The organism is Actinomadura sp. NPDC049753 (genome assembly GCF_040674655.1).
Taxonomy (GTDB): Bacteria; Actinomycetota; Actinomycetes; order Streptosporangiales; family Streptosporangiaceae; genus Spirillospora; species Spirillospora verrucosospora.
Genome location: NZ_JBFARL010000195.1, coordinates 1 through 14,273, shown reverse-complemented (window position 1 = coordinate 14,273; position 14,273 = coordinate 1). Strand labels below are relative to the sequence as shown.

At 72.3% G+C, this 14,273-nt stretch carries 14 protein-coding genes and 1 pseudogene; 8 read left to right on the top strand and 7 right to left on the bottom strand.

What is annotated here, in order from left to right:
• From AB0K37_RS33700 to AB0K37_RS33680, 5 genes and pseudogenes are all read left to right on the top strand, one after another.
• Window positions 1-325, top strand: a pseudogene (locus AB0K37_RS33700) (hypothetical protein); the annotation flags it as partial.
• Entirely contained in the window at window positions 322-1,224 is a 903-nt protein-coding gene (locus tag AB0K37_RS33695; protein WP_363987880.1) for a metal ABC transporter permease, read from the top strand. The pseudogene AB0K37_RS33700 and the gene AB0K37_RS33695, both read left to right, overlap by 4 nt.
• Window positions 1,221-1,607: a transcriptional repressor gene (locus AB0K37_RS33690; protein ID WP_089312674.1), complete on the top strand. Its 387-nt coding sequence runs from the start codon at window positions 1,221-1,223 to the stop codon at window positions 1,605-1,607. Before AB0K37_RS33695 ends, AB0K37_RS33690 begins: the two co-directional genes overlap by 4 nt.
• A 199-nt stretch (window positions 1,608-1,806) precedes the next feature.
• On the top strand, window positions 1,807-3,420 hold the full coding sequence (locus AB0K37_RS33685) for a M4 family metallopeptidase (protein WP_363987878.1): 1,614 nt from the start codon (window positions 1,807-1,809) through the stop codon (window positions 3,418-3,420).
• A gap of 98 nt (window positions 3,421-3,518) precedes the next feature.
• A complete protein-coding gene (locus AB0K37_RS33680) occupies window positions 3,519-3,944 on the top strand; it encodes an OsmC family protein (protein ID WP_363987876.1) in 426 nt (141 codons plus the stop codon).
• Between the two features lie 258 nt (window positions 3,945-4,202).
• On the opposite strand, the gene AB0K37_RS33675 is transcribed toward AB0K37_RS33680, so the two are convergent.
• Window positions 4,203-5,009, bottom strand: a complete 807-nt coding sequence (locus AB0K37_RS33675; protein WP_363987874.1) for an isoprenyl transferase — start codon at window positions 5,007-5,009, stop codon at window positions 4,203-4,205.
• Complete coding sequence (gene recO / locus AB0K37_RS33670; RefSeq protein WP_363987872.1) at window positions 5,006-5,770, bottom strand: DNA repair protein RecO; 765 nt, start codon at window positions 5,768-5,770, stop codon at window positions 5,006-5,008. The genes AB0K37_RS33675 and recO overlap by 4 nt, the downstream gene beginning before the upstream one ends.
• A gap of 210 nt (window positions 5,771-5,980) precedes the next feature.
• Between recO and AB0K37_RS33665 the strand changes: the two genes are divergently transcribed.
• Both AB0K37_RS33665 and AB0K37_RS33660 read left to right on the top strand, forming a co-directional pair.
• Window positions 5,981-7,000: a M4 family metallopeptidase gene (locus tag AB0K37_RS33665; RefSeq protein ID WP_363987870.1), complete on the top strand. Its 1,020-nt coding sequence runs from the start codon at window positions 5,981-5,983 to the stop codon at window positions 6,998-7,000.
• Between the two features lie 2 nt (window positions 7,001-7,002).
• Complete coding sequence (locus tag AB0K37_RS33660; protein ID WP_179833582.1) at window positions 7,003-7,248, top strand: protealysin inhibitor emfourin; 246 nt, start codon at window positions 7,003-7,005, stop codon at window positions 7,246-7,248.
• Window positions 7,249-7,305: 57 nt separating this feature from the next.
• Here AB0K37_RS33660 and leuA read toward each other — a convergent pair whose 3' ends face one another.
• The 3 genes from leuA to AB0K37_RS33645 all read right to left on the bottom strand — a co-directional run bounded on the left by leuA (window position 7,306) and on the right by AB0K37_RS33645 (window position 10,634).
• Window positions 7,306-9,033, bottom strand: coding sequence for a 2-isopropylmalate synthase (leuA, locus tag AB0K37_RS33655; protein WP_363987868.1), 1,728 nt, complete (start codon window positions 9,031-9,033; stop codon window positions 7,306-7,308).
• Window positions 9,034-9,184: 151 nt separating this feature from the next.
• Complete coding sequence (ddaH, locus tag AB0K37_RS33650; protein ID WP_363987867.1) at window positions 9,185-10,021, bottom strand: dimethylargininase; 837 nt, start codon at window positions 10,019-10,021, stop codon at window positions 9,185-9,187.
• A gap of 1 nt (window position 10,022) precedes the next feature.
• Window positions 10,023-10,634: a hypothetical protein gene (locus AB0K37_RS33645; RefSeq protein WP_363987865.1), complete on the bottom strand. Its 612-nt coding sequence runs from the start codon at window positions 10,632-10,634 to the stop codon at window positions 10,023-10,025.
• Window positions 10,635-10,736: 102 nt separating this feature from the next.
• Here AB0K37_RS33645 and AB0K37_RS33640 point away from each other — a divergent pair, with 102 nt between their 5' ends.
• Window positions 10,737-11,645, top strand: a complete 909-nt coding sequence (locus tag AB0K37_RS33640; protein ID WP_363987863.1) for a hypothetical protein — start codon at window positions 10,737-10,739, stop codon at window positions 11,643-11,645.
• On the opposite strand, the gene era is transcribed toward AB0K37_RS33640, so the two are convergent.
• Together era and AB0K37_RS33630 are read right to left on the bottom strand one after the other, a co-directional pair.
• Entirely contained in the window at window positions 11,636-12,526 is an 891-nt protein-coding gene (gene era / locus AB0K37_RS33635) for a GTPase Era (RefSeq protein ID WP_363987861.1), read from the bottom strand. The genes AB0K37_RS33640 and era overlap by 10 nt on opposite strands.
• A gap of 414 nt (window positions 12,527-12,940) precedes the next feature.
• Window positions 12,941-14,185, bottom strand: coding sequence for a hypothetical protein (locus AB0K37_RS33630; protein WP_363987860.1), 1,245 nt, complete (start codon window positions 14,183-14,185; stop codon window positions 12,941-12,943).
• Between the last annotated feature and the right edge of the window lie 88 nt (window positions 14,186-14,273).

The window sequence follows — 14,273 nt, the reverse complement described above, 5'->3', positions numbered from 1 at the left end:
GCGCGAGGGACGCGTCGACCGCTACGGCCAGAAGCGCGACGAGGTCAAGGTCATTACCCTCTACGGCAGCGACAACGGCATCGACGGCAAGGACGCCGGCGAACCCGACGCGTTCGTGATGGACGAGCCGACCGCCGGCGTGGACGCGGGCAGCCAGGCGGCGCTCGCGTCCGCGCTGCACGAACTCGCCCGCGCCGGGCGCACGGTCGTCCTCGTCGCGCACGAGCTCGGGCCCATGGAGCCGCTCGTCACCCGCACGGTCGAGCTCGGGCACGGCCGCGTCGTCCGCGAGACCACCCGGCAGACCCTCGAAAGGCCCGCGTGAGCGAGATGCTGCACTACGACTTCATGCGCGTCGCCCTGGCCATGGCGGTGCTCATCGGGCTGACCGCCCCCGCCGTGGGGACGTTCGTGGTCCAGCGCAGGCTGTCCCTGCTCGGCGACGGCATCGGCCACATCGCGCTCACCGGCATCGGGCTCGGGCTGCTCACCAGCACCTCCCCCGTCCTCGGGGCGCTGGTGGTGTCGGTGCTCGGCGCCGTCGCGATCGAGGTCCTGCGGGCGCGGAGCCGCAGCGGCGCGGACGCCGTGCTCGCCCTGCTGTTCTACGGCGGGCTGTCGGGCGGCGTCATCCTGACGAGCGTCGACGGCGGCGGCTCGGCGGGCCTGCAGTCGTACCTGTTCGGCTCGATCAGCAGCGTGACGGTGAACGACCTGTACGTCGTCGCGGGGCTCGCCGCGGTCGTGCTGGCGATCGTCGCGGTGTTCGGGCGCGAGCTGTTCCTGCTCTGCCAGGACGAGGAGGTCGCGCGGGCGGCAGGGCTGCCCGTCCGGTTCCTCAGCGTGCTCATCGCCGCGACCGCCGCGGTCACGGTGGTGATCTCGATGCGCGCGATCGGGCTGCTGCTCGTCAGCGCGCTGATGGTCGTCCCGGTGGCGGCGGCGCAGCAGCTCACGCGGGGATTCTGGAGCACCATGCTGGCCGCGATGGGGATCGGTGTACTGTCGGCCGTGGCGGGGCTGGCGGGTTCCTTCCAGTACGATCTTCCCCCGGGCCCCTCGATCGTGTTGCTGGCGCTCGCGGTGTTCGTGGCCGCGGTCGCCGGGGGCTCGGTGGTGCGCCGCAGGCGCTCCCGTGCCGCGGCCGACGCCGTCACCGCGGGGGGCGCCGGGCCCGGCGCCCCGCCGCGTGTGGATGCCGAGGCGGAGGTGCTGAGGGGATGACGACGGCCCGCCGGGACGCGGTACGGCAGGTGCTGGCCGGCTGCGAGGGTTTCCGCAGCGCCCAGGACATCTACGCCGATCTGCGCGCCGACGGTTCCAAGATCGGCCTCACCACCGTCTACCGGGCGCTGCAGGCGCTCAGCGACGCGGGCGAGGTCGACGTGCTGCGCACCGACGAGGGCGAGGCCGTCTACCGCGCCTGCCGCACCGAGCAGCACCACCACCACCTGGTCTGCCGCGACTGCGGCCGGACGGTCGAGGTCGAGGGCCCGGCCGTGGAGCGCTGGGCCGACACGATCGCCGCCGAGCACGGCTTCGTCGACATCACCCACACCGTGGAGGTCTTCGGGACGTGCGCGAACTGCGCCGCGAAGCCGTCCTGAAGCCCACGAAACCCCCGCGCCCGCAGGTCCTCCGCTCCTTGAACTCGGACAAGGCCGGTAATTCACACGCTCTGTAGGCGTTTCTTGTCAAATTGCTATATCTACTTCCCAGTAGCCCTATGTCATAAATGTCCCGTCGCCACGGCGGGCCCGACGGAGGGTCCTCGGGGGAGCGTGGCGCCCGCACGAGAGGGCGTTCATGACAAGACGGGCGTTCACCAGCCGAAGGATCACGCTCCTGGCCTCGGCGACGTTGCTCGCGTCGGCCGCCACCGCGCTCCCCGCCTCCGCGCGGCAGCCGGCGTCCCCACCGAGTCCGCGCGCCGCCGCCGAGCACGCGCTCCGGGCGCTCACCGGCCGCGCCGCCGAGGTGCGCGGCGGCGACGGGCAGGCGTTCCAGGTGGTCGGGGTCGGCATCGACCGCGACGGCACCTCGCACACCCGCATGACCCGCACCTACAACGGCCTGCCCGTCCTGGGCGGCGACATCGTCGTCCACGAGACGGCGGCCGGGACGTGGCGCGGCACCAGCCTCACCCTCGCCAAGGCGCCGTCGGACTCCAGCCCGGAGGTCTCCGCCAAGACCGCCCAGAAGCGCGCCGTCACCAAGAACCGCAAGGCCGACGGCTCCCCCGCGCTCGTCGTGGAGTCCCGCACCGCCGACCACGCCCCGCGCCTCGCCTGGCGCGTCCAGACCGTCGGGAAGAAGGCCGACGGGACGCCCAGCCGCATCCTCACCTCCGTCGACGCCGCCACCGGCAAGGTGCTGCTGAACGAGGAGACGATCAAGACCGAGGCGGGCGACGGCAAGTCCCTCTACACCGGCACCGTCCCGCTCCAGACGACGCTGTCCGGCGGCACCTACCAGCTGAAGGACCCGACGCGCGGCAACACCTACACCGGTGACGCCCAGAACGACACCGACCTCTGCTTCCTCAGCTGGTGCTTCCACCGCGCCCCCGCCACCCTGTTCACCGACGCCGACAACCACTGGGGCAGCGGCACGACGTCCGACCGCGCCACCGTCGCCGTCGACGCCCAGTTCGGCACCAACGAGACCTGGGACTTCTACAAGAACGTCTTCGGCCGCACCGGCATCGCGGGCGACGGCAAGGGGTCCTACAACCGCGTCCACTACGGCAGCGGCTACGCCAACGCCTTCTGGGACGACTCGTGCTTCTGCATGACCTACGGCGACGGCGACGGCAGCCAGCTCGGCCCGCTCACGTCCCTGGACGTGGCCGCGCACGAGATGAGCCACGGCGTCACCAGCTCCACCGCGAACCTCACCTACAGCGGGGAGTCCGGCGGGCTGAACGAGGCGACGTCCGACATCATGGCCGCCGCCGTGGAGTTCTACGCGAACAACTCCAACGACGTCGGCGACTACCTGGTGGGCGAGGAGGTCGTCCTGCCCGGCTTCGGCAAGCCCGCGCTGCGCTTCATGGACAAGCCCAGCAAGGACGGCAGCTCCGCCGACTCCTGGTCGACCAGCACCAAGAACCTCGACGTGCACTACTCCTCGGGCGTCGCCAACCACTTCTACTACCTGCTGTCCGAGGGCAGCGGCGCGAAGACGATCAACGGCGTCTCCTACAACAGCCCCACGTCCAACGGCTCCACGATCACCGGCATCGGCCGTGACGCCGCCACGAAGATCTGGTACCGGGCGCTGACCACGTACATGACGTCCTCGACCAACTACGCGGGGGCGCGCACCGCGACCCTGAACGCGGCCAAGGACCTCTACGGCGCGGGCAGCACCCAGTACAACACCGTCGCCGCGGCCTGGTCCGCGGTGAACGTCAACTAGCCCCGATCCCGGCGGAACGCCCCGCACCGGCCCTCCGGCGCGGGGCGTTCCCGCGGTTCGGGTGATCCGCCCGCCGCGCCATGGTGAAGAATCGGAGCATGGCTACGACACGCACCGCGAACGCGCATTGGGAAGGCTCTCTCCTGGACGGCCAGGGGACCGTCTCGCTGGACTCCTCGAAGCTCGGCACCTACGACGTGACCTGGGCGTCGCGGTCGGAGGAGCCCGGCGGCCGGACGAGCCCCGAGGAGCTCATCGCCGCCGCGCACTCCACCTGCTACTCGATGGCGCTCTCGCACGGCCTCGCCGGCGCCGGCACCCCGCCGGAGAAGGTGGACACCAAGGCCGAGGTCACCTTCCAGCCGGGCGAGGGCATCACCGGCATCCACCTGACCGTCCGGGCCAGCGTCCCCGGCCTGTCCGCGTCCGACTTCGAGAAGGCCGCCCAGACCGCCAAGGAGGGCTGCCCCGTCAGCAAGGCCTTGGCCGGCACCAAGATCACCCTTGACGCAGCGCTCATCTAAGGCAGTGCCCTCCTCCTTCGGGCCCTGAGGGCCCTCCATCGTCGGGCACTGCGTGCGATCGCCGCATCGCTCCGACTCGCCTGAAGGCTCGCTGCGCGATCAGTTTCTTGCTTCGCTCGAAACTGCCTTCGGACGCGATCGCGAGCCTTGAGGTCGTCGCGTGGTTGCGGCGGTGGCTGGGAGAGAGTGGTCTCGCACCGGCGATCACACGCGGTGGGGGTGGGGCGGGTGCCCCACCCCCACCGCTATGAAACGCAGTCAGGCGCCCGCAGGCCCCTGAACCACACCCACTGCATTAGGCACAGCTCCGCCGTAGCGGCGGTCGCGGGATGCGTAGAGTTCGCAGGCGTGCCAGAGGTGGCGGCGGTCGAAGTCCGGCCAGAGGGTGTCCAGGAACACCATCTCGGCGTAGGCGGACTGCCAGAGCAGGAAGTTGGACGTGCGCTGCTCTCCGGAGGAGCGCAGGAACAGGTCGACATCGGGGATGCCGGGTTCGTCCAGGTAGCGGGCGAAGACCTTCTCGTTGATCTTGCCGGGGTCGAGCCGTCCGTCCCGCACGTCACGGGCGATCGCCGCGGCGGCGTCGGCGATCTCGGCGCGGCCCCCGTAGTTCACGCAGAACTGCAGGGTGAGGACGTCGTTGTCGCGCGTCATCTCCTCGGCCGTCTCCAGCTCCTTGATGACGCTGCGCCACAGCCGGGGCCGGCGTCCCGCCCAGCGCACCCGCACGCCCATCGAGTGGAGCTGGTCGCGGCGGCGGCGGATCACGTCCCGGTTGAAGCCCATGAGGAAGCGCACCTCGTCGGGCGAGCGCTTCCAGTTCTCGGTGGAGAACGCGTACGCCGACAGGTAGGGGACCCCGAGCTCGATCGCGCCCATGATCACGTCGAAGAGCGAGTCCTCGCCGCGCTTGTGCCCCTCGGTGCGCGGCAGGCCGCGCTCCTTGGCCCAGCGGCCGTTGCCGTCCATGACGATGGCGATGTGCCGCGGCACCAGGTCCGCGGGGATCGGGGGCGGGGTGGCGCCGTCCCGGTGCGGTTCCGGCGGCGATACGGCCCTGCTCAAACTCTCTCCCTATCGGTGTCGTCGTCGCGCGTCTCGCGCTCCACATGGCGCAGGGAACGGATCCCGTGCTCCAGATGCCACTGCAGGTAGGCGGCGACCAGGCCGCTGGTCTCCATCCGGTGGCGCTGCTCGCTGCCGTCGGCGTACTCCCAGTCGCCGCGCAGCAGCGCCAGCATCAGCGCGAACGTCGGCGGCGCCGGTGTCGCGGCGCCGGGCTGGCGGCAGCCGGCGCACACCGCGCCGCCCGCCGCGATGGCGAATCCGCGCAGCCCGCCGCGGTTGCCGCACCGGCAGCACTCGTCGAGCGCGGGCGCCCAGCCGGCGACCGACAGCGAGCGCAGCAGGTAGGCGTCCAGGACGAGCCGGGGGTCGTGCGTGCGCTCGGCGAGCGTGCGCAGCCCGCCGACCAGCAGCAGGAACTGCCGCAGCGCGGGCTCGCCCTCCTCGCTGGTGAGCTTCTCCGCGGTCTCCAGCATCGCCGTCCCCGCCGTGTAGCGGGGGTAGTCGGTGACCAGCGCCTCCCCGTACGGCCGCAAGGTCTCGGCCTGCGTGATCAGGTCGAGGGAGCGCCGCTCGTACAGCTGCAGGTCCACGTGCGTGAACGGCTCCAGCCGCGCGCCGAACCGGGATCTGGTCTTGCGGACCCCCTTCGCCGCGGCGCGGATCCGGCCGGTCCGCCGGGTCAGCACCGTGACGATGCGATCGGCCTCGCCCAGCTTCTGGGTGCGCAGGACGATGCCTTCGTCGCGGTACAGGGTCACCCGTTCATTCTGACGCACGCCGCCCGATGCCTCGGTGCGCCGGGGGCATCTCCCCAGGATCTTCACAAGTCACACCAGCGACCCCGCTGCGCCGCAAGCCGAACACGCAACGTGACCGGATTCGGCCGTAGCGGTCCCCCGAAAGTCATGGCCGGAAGCACGGGCACCTGGCAGCGTTGTGGCATGAGATGCCACATCGTGCCACCGCACATGCTGGAACGGATCGCCCGCGATGCCGATGACCCGGCCATACGCGGCCGGGCCCGCCGTACGCTGGCGCTCACCTCCGCCCAGTTCGCCGAGCGGCGGACGGCCGCGGCCGGGGCCCCCTCCCCGTCCGAGGACTTCGTCCCCCACCGGACGATCAACGACGCCGGGCACCGCGAGGACCTGCCCGGCCGCACGGTGCGGGCCGAGGGAGCCCCGGCCACCGGCGACCCGACCGCCGACCGGGCCTACGACTGGCTGGGCGCGACCTTCGACTTCTTCGAGGCCGTGTACCGGCGCGACTCGATCGACGGCGCGGGCCTCGCGATGGTCTCGACCGTCCACTACGGCGACAGGTACGACAACGCCTTCTGGAACGGCGAGCAGATGGTGTACGGCGACGGCGACGGCGTCCTGTTCACCGACTTCACCGCGCCCCTCGACGTCACCGGGCACGAGCTCGTCCACGGCGTCACCCAGTACACGGCGAACCTGGAGTACTACGGCCAGTCCGGCGCGCTCAACGAATCCGTGTCCGACGTGTTCGGCTCGCTCGTCAAGCAGTGGCATCTCGGCCACGGCGCCGACCAGGCCGACTGGCTCATCGGGCAGGGGCTGCTCGCCCCGGGCGTCAGCGGCGTCGCGCTCCGCTCCATGAAGGCGCCCGGCACCGCCTATGACGACCCGCAGCTCGGCAAGGATCCGCAGCCCGGCCACATGGACGACTACGTCGAGACCTACCGCGACAACGGCGGCGTCCACATCAACTCGGGGATCCCCAACCACGCCTTCTACCTCGTCGCCACCGCCATCGGCGGCAACGCCTGGGAGAAGGCCGGACGCGTCTGGTACGAGACGCTCACGGGCGGCTCCCTCGCCGCCGACGTCGACTTCGCCGGCTTCGCCGCCGCGACGGTCCGGGCCGCCACCGCGCTGTACGGGGCCGAGGCCGCCGAGACCGAGGCAGTGAATCAGGCCTGGACGGGGGTAGGCGTCTCCCTGGAGGCGAACGAAACGCAGTGAAAGTGACAGTCGTCCGCAGCGGGGGGTTTGCGGGGATCGAGCGGCGCGCCGAGTCCGACAGCGCCAGCGATCCCATGCTGTCCAGGCTCGTCGGCCGCGTCGATCTGAAGAGCGTGCCGCCGCCGGGCCGAATCCCTGACCAGTTCCTGTACGAAATCGACATCGACGGCGACCGGACCACCGTCGGTGAGGCCCAGCTCCACGGGCCCCTTCGTGAACTGGTCCACCACGTCCTCGGTCGCATCTGACCGCTTCGTCTCGGGTTCAGGGGCCCGGAAGCACCTGAGCCCGAGACCGCCGGCCTCTCAGCTCCCCTGCGCGCGGGCCACCCGGTTGACGGCCGACAGCATCGCCTTGAGGGACGCGGTGACGATGTTGCCGTCGATGCCGACGCCCCACACCGTCGTGCCCTCGCCGTCGCCGAACCGCACGTCGCACTCGACGTAGGCGGCGGCGCGCGCGTCGCCGCCCGCGCTCATCGCGTGCTCGGCGTAGTCCAGCACCCGGACGTTGATCCCGACCGCGGTGAGCGCGTCCTCGAACGCCGAGACGGGGCCGTTGCCGACGCCCTCGATCTCGCGGATCTCGCCGTCCACGCGGACGTCGCAGCTGAGCGCGTCCTTCTCGTCCACCCGGGACGTCGTGCGGTGCGCCAGCAGCCCGGCGCGCGGGCCGTTGGCGAGGAACTCCGCCTCGAAGATCTCCCACATGCGCTCGGCCGTGACCTCGCCGCCCTCGCTGTCGGTGTGCTCCTGCACGACCCGGGAGAACTCGATCTGGAGGCGGCGCGGCAGCTCCAGCGCGTGCTCGGTCTTCATGACGTAGGCGACGCCGCCCTTGCCGGACTGGCTGTTCACCCGGATCACGGCCTCGTACGTCCGGCCGACGTCGTGCGGGTCGATCGGCAGGTACGGGACCTCCCACCCGTACTGCTCCACCGGCACGCCCGCGGCCTCGGCGTCGCGGCGCAGGTGGTCGAAGCCCTTGTTGATGGCGTCCTGGTGGGAGCCGGAGAACGCGGTGTAGACCAGGTCGCCGCCGTAGGGGTGCCGCTCGTGCACGGGCAGCTGGTTGCAGTACTCGACCGTGCGGCGGATCTCGTCGATGTCGGAGAAGTCGATCTGCGGGTCGACGCCCTGGGTGAACAGGTTCAGGCCGAGGGTGACCAGGCACACGTTGCCGGTGCGCTCGCCGTTGCCGAACAGGCAGCCCTCGATGCGGTCGGCGCCCGCCATGTAGCCGAGCTCGGCGGCGGCGACGGCCGTCCCGCGGTCGTTGTGGGGGTGCAGCGACAGGATGACGGAGTCGCGGTAGGCCAGGTTCCGGCTCATCCACTCGATCTGGTCGGCGTAGACGTTCGGGGTGGCCATCTCCACCGTCGCCGGCAGGTTCACGATGACCTTCCGGTCCGGCGTCGGCCGCCACACGTCGTTGACGGCGTTGCAGACCTCCACGGCGTACTCCAGCTCCGTGCCGGTGAACGACTCGGGCGAGTACTGGAAGTAGATCTCGGTGTCGCCCATGTCCTCGGCGAGCTTGGCGCACAGCTTCGCGCCCTCCACCGCGATCGCGGTGATGCCGTCCCTGTCCTGCCCGAACACCACGCGGCGCTGCAGCGTGCTGGTCGAGTTGTACAGGTGGACGATGGCCTGCTTGGCGCCGCGCACCGCCTCGAAGGTCCGCTCGATCAGCTCGGGACGGGCCTGCGTCAGCACCTGGACGACGACGTCATCGGGGATCCGGTCCTCCTCGATGATCTGCCGGACGAAGTCGAAGTCGGTCTGGCTGGCCGCCGGGAACCCGACCTCGATCTCCTTGTAGCCCATCCGCACCAGCAGCTCGAACATCCTGAGCTTGCGGTGGGAGTCCATCGGGTCGATCAGCGCCTGGTTGCCGTCGCGCAGATCGACCGCGCACCACCGGGGAGCCTCGGTGATCACCTGGTCGGGCCAGGTCCGGTCGGGCAGCCTGACGGGCGCGAACGGCTTGTAGCGCTGGAAGGGCATGCCGGAAGTCTGCTGTTGCGGATACATCCGTTGAGTTCTCTCTGCTCGAACCTCACGGCCGACGTCCACGGCGAAGCCCCGCAGCGAGGGAGCCGGCCTGGTTACGGGGCCCCGCTGCGGCCGCTAAGGAGGAGCAGCTCACGCAACACGTCCGCCAAGTTAACAGATGCCATCCGCGTTACGGAAACCGGCGTCCGGATGTTGAGACGTCGTGCCCGTCCCGTGGCCCCGGCCCCGGTCCGGGGACTAGCACGGAGAGGCAGGTCACGCAGCCGTCGAGCGCCTCGAACTCGCTGATGTCGACGCTCGTGACGCGCAGCCCGTCGGCCGCCAGCCGGGCGACCGTGCGCGGGGCGGAGGCCGCCATGAGGACGTGGTCGGGCCCGAGCACCACCACGTGGGCGCCCTCCGGCTCCGGGGCGACCCGCAGGCACGGCAGCACCGCGGTGTCCACCATCTCCGGGACGCCGATGAGGCCGCCGTCCGGCAGGGCGGTCATCGCCGACTTCAGGTGCAGGCAGCCGCGGACGTCCACCGGGACGACCCTCCGGCCGCCCAGCAGGCGCGCCAGCTGGCAGATGCCCTCCTCGTTCGTCCGGGCGCCGCGTCCCACGTAGACGGTGCCGCCGACGTCCAGGACGTCCCCGCCGTCCAGCGTCCCCGGCTCCTCGATCCGCTCGACGCGCAGGCCGAGGTCGCGCGCGGCCCGCTCCGCGCCGGCGGCCTCGCCGCGGCGGCTCGGCGCCCCGGACCGGCAGAGGACGGCCACGTCGCCGCACACGACCAGGGCGTCCTCGACGAACACGGCGTCGGGCAGGTCGTCGGCGGGCGCGACGGCGCGGACGCTCCATCCCGCCGCCCGCAGCGCCGCGACGTACGCCGCGTGCTGGCGCGCGGCGAGCTCCACGTCCACCGGGCGGCGGGCGGCATGGGTGACGAGGCCCTCGGCGAGACGCGGGCCCGGCGGCCGGACCAGCGCCCTACCCGCGGGTGCGGGACCGGCGGCGGCGTCCATGTCAGCGCGCCGCCCCCTCCGTCGTCACGATGACGCCGAGCGCGTAGGCGCGGGACATGCCGAGCAGGTCGGCGATGCCGTGCAGGGCGAGCCGCTCCCCCTCGCCGAGCGGGCCGTCCGCCAGCCCGATCCGGACGGCCTGCGCGAGGAACCACTCCTTGGCCTCGACGGCGAGGTACGCCCCGGCCTGGACGACCTCCTGCTCGAGGAACGTCCGGCGCAGCGCCAGATCGGTGTCCACGGCGTCCGCGTCGTAGTCGGGCTCGCCGTACCCGGCGACCGTCGCGACCGCGCGGGCGCGGGCCGCGGCGTCGGCCGGGTCGCCCGAGCGCAGCACCAGGGCCGCGGCGGCCCGCATCCCGGCGGCCAGGGCCTCGGCCATCTGCTGCGCGGTCGGCGCCCGCAGGGCCGACACGGGGAGGCGGGCGCGGCAGGTGCGGCACTCCACGGCCTGCCCGAGGCGCCACAGCGGCACCATCGGCACGAAGAAGACCGAGAACCAGCGGCGTCCGGCGCGCCTGCGGTAGGCGCGGTCGCCACCGCACCGCGGGCAGTGGAACGTCCCCTCGCTGACCGTACGGAACACCGCCGTCAGGCCAAAAACGAGCAACACCGGCGCTCTCCTCCCATAACGGACTTCGCCCCAACCTACCGACCCGCGGGCGCCCCGGGTGGCCCTCCCGGACAATGCCCGCCGTGCGTTTACGCTGGGTTCATGACCGGTGACCTGGGATCCGACGCGGGACGCGCGCGGTCGCGCCCGTCCTTCCTGCCGCCCGTCGACGGCTACCCGCCGCAGCACGACGGCCAGGCCGGGACCGTCCCCTCACCGCCCGCCGCCTCCCCCCGGACCGGCGGCGCCGCCTGGGTCCTCGCCCTGATCGCCGCCGCGTCGCTCCTGCTGGTGTCGGCGTTCCTGCCGTGGGCGCGCGCCGAGGTCGTCGTCGACCTGTTCGGCCGCTCGCTGAGCCGCGACCTCGGCAGCGTCGCGGGGATCGACGCCGACGACATCGTCCTCGCCGTCCCGGTCCTCGCCGTGATCGCGATCGCGCTGGCCGCCTGGGACCTGATCGGGCGCGACGCCCGGATCGGCGCGCTCGCCGCGGTCCCCGGCATGCTCGCCCTGCTGGTGTGCGGGATCTTCGTGCTGCGGCTCGGCCACGTCCGCGACGACCTGCCCCGGACCGGCCTGGACCTCGGCTACCAGATCACCGTCCGGTTCGGCTGGTACCTCGCGGTCGTCGCGGCCCTGCTCGTGGTCGGCTTCAGCCTCGCCCGCCCGGTCAGCGACAAGGTCGCGAAGTCGCAGCGGCAACCGGACGGCGACCACCCGCAGCACCTCTCCACCGACCAGCAGTACGTCGACCAGCAGTACACCGGCCCCCCGTACACCGGCCCGCAGTACCCGGAGCAGTCCCCGACCGGCGAGTACGCGGCCTGGCCGTCGGAGGACCGGGCATGGGGCCGCCAGGGCCCCCCGCCCGAGGACCCACCACACGAGGACCCAGCGCACGAAGACCCACTGCACGAGCACCCACCGGCCCCCGAGGACGCCCCGAAGAAGGAGCCCGGCGGAACGCCCCGGGCCTCCGAGCAGGACCCGGAGGACGCCGGTCAGTCGTAGAAGCCGAGCCTGCGGAGCTGCTTGGGGTCGCGCTGCCAGTCCTTGAGGACGCTGACGCGCAGGTCGAGGAACACCTTCGTGCCGAGCAGCGCCTCGATCTGCCGGCGCGCCGCCGCGCCGACCTCCCGCAGCCGCGAGCCCTTGTGCCCGATGATGATCCCCTTCTGGCTGGACCGCTCGACGAACAGGTGCGCGTAGACGTCGACGAGGTCGTCGCGTCCCTCGCGGGGCGCCATCTCGTCCACGACGACGGCGATCGAGTGGGGCAGCTCGTCCCGGACGCCCTCCAGCGCCGCCTCGCGGATCAGCTCGCCGACGAGGACCTGCTCGGGCTCGTCGGTGAGATCGCCCTCGGGGTAGAGCGGCATCCCCTCCGGCAGACGGGAGATCAGCAGGTCGCCGACGAGGCCGACCTGGAAGCCGCTCTCGGCGGAGCACGGCACGATGTCGGCGAACTCCCCGAGCCGCCCGACCGCGAGGAGCTGCTCGGCGACCTGCTCGGGCGCGGCGAGGTCGGTCTTCGTGACGATCGCGACCACGGGCGTCTTCTTCACCCCCGCCAGTTCCCTGGCGATGTACTTGTCGCCGGGCCCGACCGGCTGGTCGGCCGGCACGCAGAACCCGATCACGTCCACCTCGGTCAGCGTGGACCGCACGAGGCTGTCGAGCCGCTCCCCGAGAAGCGTCCGGGGCTTGTGCAGGCCGGGGGTGTCGACCACCACGAGCTGCGCGTCAGGACGGTGCACGATCCCCCGGATGGTCCGCCGCGTCGTCTGCGGACGGCTGCTGGTGATCGCCACCTTCGTCCCCACCAGCGCGTTCATCAACGTCGACTTGCCCACATTGGGCCGCCCGATGAAGCAAGCGAAACCGCTGTTCATGGCCTTTCTCTCCTCCTTCGGGCCTTGCGGCCCTCCATCGTCGAGAAAAGCGAGCGATCGCTGGCATCGCTCCGTCTCGCTGTGCTCATTGCAGCGCTCTCCTCCTTCGGGCCTTGCGGCCCTCCATCGTCGAGCACCGCGGGCGATCGCTGGCATCGCTTCGTCTCGCCTTGGCGGCTCGCTGCGCGATCAGGTTCTCGCACGCTCGAACCTGCCTTCGGACGCGATCGCAACCATTGAGGTTGTTGCGTGGTTGCGGCAGGGGCCGGGGTCAGTGCGTCCATGGGGACGGGTGCGCTTATGGCCTTTTCTCCTTGTTCGGGCCTTGCGACCCTCCATCGCCGGCATCGGCGACCTTGCCTTCCGCGGCCGTAGATGCGCCCGCCAGTTTAGTCGGGTTGGAGGGGGGCGGGGTCACGCCGCTGTGCCCAGGGCCGTGAGGGAGGCGGTGGCCTTCTCCGCCCAGAAGGGGGCTTCGAGCCGGTCCGCGACCTCGGCCGCCGTGCGGTAGTGGGCGGCGGCGACCTCGGCTGGCCGGTCCAGGAAGCGGGCGAGGTCGCCGAGGACCTGCGCGACCGGGCCGACCGTCGCGACGGCGGTGGCGCCGCCGGAGAAGTGGCCCTCGTAGGGCAGCAGCGCCGCGTAGGCCTCCTCGGCCAGGGGGCGGTCGTCCAGGGCGACGGCGCGCAGGCCGCGGACCGCCATGGTCAGGTCGAAGAAGTAGTCGAGCCGCACGGGCCCGGCGCCCGCCACCACCCGGCGGGCCTCGGCGGTGCGGCCCGCGGAGGCCAGGGTGAGCGCGTAGATGTCGGCGGTCGCGGCGACGTGCCTCCACTGCTCGTGCAGCCAGGCGGCCTCCTCCATCGCCTCCTCGGCCCGCCCCTGGACGAGCCGCAGGCAGAACGGGCCGAGGAGCGCCATGCCGCGCTCGCTGAACCAGATCCGGGTCCGGCCGATGGAGCCGCCGACCTCGGCGAACGCGCGTTCCGCCTCCTCCGGGCGCGCGGCGAAGGCGCGCACCAGGGCCGTGTACCAGTCCGCGATGCGGGCCAGCAGCGGCAGCCCGTACTGCTCGGCGAGCCGGCGCCCCTCCGCGCGGTGCCGGTGCGCGGCGGGCAGGTCGAGCGCGGCGACGCTCGTCTGCTGGAGTTGCAGGTGCGCGAGGACGCGGTAGGTGCCGAGGTCGTGCTCGACGGCGAGGTCGAGCAGCTCGGACGCGTACCGGCGCCGCTCGGTGAGCCCCTCCGCGTTCCGGTAGGCGTTGATGTAGGCGCCGTTGAGGGCGAGGGCGATCAGCTCGGGCGTGCCCAGCGCGCGGGCCAGGCGCAGCGCCTCCGCGGCGGCCGCGGCGCCCCGGTCGTGCTGCTCGCCCTCCGACTCGATCGCCAGCGTGGTCAGCAGCCTGACCCGCGACTCCGGCTCGGTCTCGGGGAGGCTCGCCAGCGCCTCGTCGGTGGCCTCCACGACGGTGAGGTCGAGGGTCCCGTACTCGCGGCTCGTCCACAGCGTGGGGACGTCGAAGGCGACGATGATCTGCGCCAGCAGGCGGACGTCGCCGAACGCGCGGGCGTCGGCGATGGCGGCGATCCGCCGGGCCCGGGCGTCGACGATCTGCCCGGCGAGGGCGCTCGCCCGGATCGCGGCGGCCTCCGCCTCCAACCGGTCGCGGGTCGCCTCCGGGCCCCCCGCGCGCCCGCCGGCCGCGCACCCCCCCCGCGATGCCGCCGAAGATCCAGATCGCCGACTG

Excerpts from the sequence above, each read along its gene's own strand:
- era (WP_363987861.1), bottom strand. The coding sequence starts at position 12,526 with ATGAACAGCGGTTTCGCTTGCTTCATCGGGCGGCCCAATGTGGGCAAG.
- AB0K37_RS33690 (WP_089312674.1), top strand. The coding sequence starts at position 1,221 with ATGACGACGGCCCGCCGGGACGCGGTACGGCAGGTGCTGGCCGGCTGC.
- leuA (WP_363987868.1), bottom strand. The coding sequence starts at position 9,033 with ATGTATCCGCAACAGCAGACTTCCGGCATGCCCTTCCAGCGCTACAAG.
- AB0K37_RS33685 (WP_363987878.1), top strand. The coding sequence starts at position 1,807 with ATGACAAGACGGGCGTTCACCAGCCGAAGGATCACGCTCCTGGCCTCG.
- AB0K37_RS33680 (WP_363987876.1), top strand. The coding sequence starts at position 3,519 with ATGGCTACGACACGCACCGCGAACGCGCATTGGGAAGGCTCTCTCCTG.
- AB0K37_RS33665 (WP_363987870.1), top strand. The coding sequence starts at position 5,981 with ATGCTGGAACGGATCGCCCGCGATGCCGATGACCCGGCCATACGCGGC.
- ddaH (WP_363987867.1), bottom strand. The coding sequence starts at position 10,021 with ATGGACGCCGCCGCCGGTCCCGCACCCGCGGGTAGGGCGCTGGTCCGG.
- AB0K37_RS33640 (WP_363987863.1), top strand. The coding sequence starts at position 10,737 with ATGACCGGTGACCTGGGATCCGACGCGGGACGCGCGCGGTCGCGCCCG.